Below are 556 nucleotides of genomic sequence, written 5' to 3'. Positions count from 1 at the left end.
GCCCTGCTAAATAACCAAGCAAAATGACAAAAAAGATAGGCGCGAGAATGAGGAAAATTTGACCTATGCTCATTTATCATTCACCTCATTCATCTTTTGCCTTAACCGGTTTATAAACAGGCTGCCATACCGCTGCTTCTACAAGTTCATTTACATTTTGCTTGGTAACAGTTGCTACGTTATCTTTTACAGCAGCATCAGCAACTGCTACAGCAACCGCCTTTGATACTTTTTGAAGATCTTTAATGTTGGGAAGAAGCGTATCTCCTTTTGTGTCTGTTTCTGCTATACGCGCTACTGCATTGGCTGCTTCTGCAAACATAGATTCAGTAAACTTTTGAGCGCGAACCACAATTGCACCTAAACCAAGACCCGGAAACACAAACGCATTATTAGCCTGTCCGATTTCATAAGTGTTCCCGTTATATTCAACGGGTTCAAATGGACTTCCCGTTGCAATAAGGGCTTTTCCTTCCGTCCATTTTATAATATTTTCCGGAACAGCTTCAGCAAGTTTAGTAGGGTTGGAAAGAGGCATAATCACCGGGCGCTCTAC

Annotated in this window: 1 protein-coding gene; it reads right to left on the bottom strand. The window is 41.9% G+C overall.

Annotated elements, in window-relative coordinates; translation table 11 throughout:
- Window positions 1-85 precede the first annotated feature (85 nt).
- The coding region (locus tag AC1DWA_RS33145) for a malic enzyme-like NAD(P)-binding protein (protein WP_477917687.1) at window positions 86-556 on the bottom strand (471 nt) is incomplete at its 5' end.

Source organism: Rhodococcus sp. P4_F3_2, assembly GCF_056401335.1.
The sequence above is the reverse complement of the archived record's forward strand: the minus strand, read 5'-3'. Positions and strand labels throughout refer to the sequence as shown.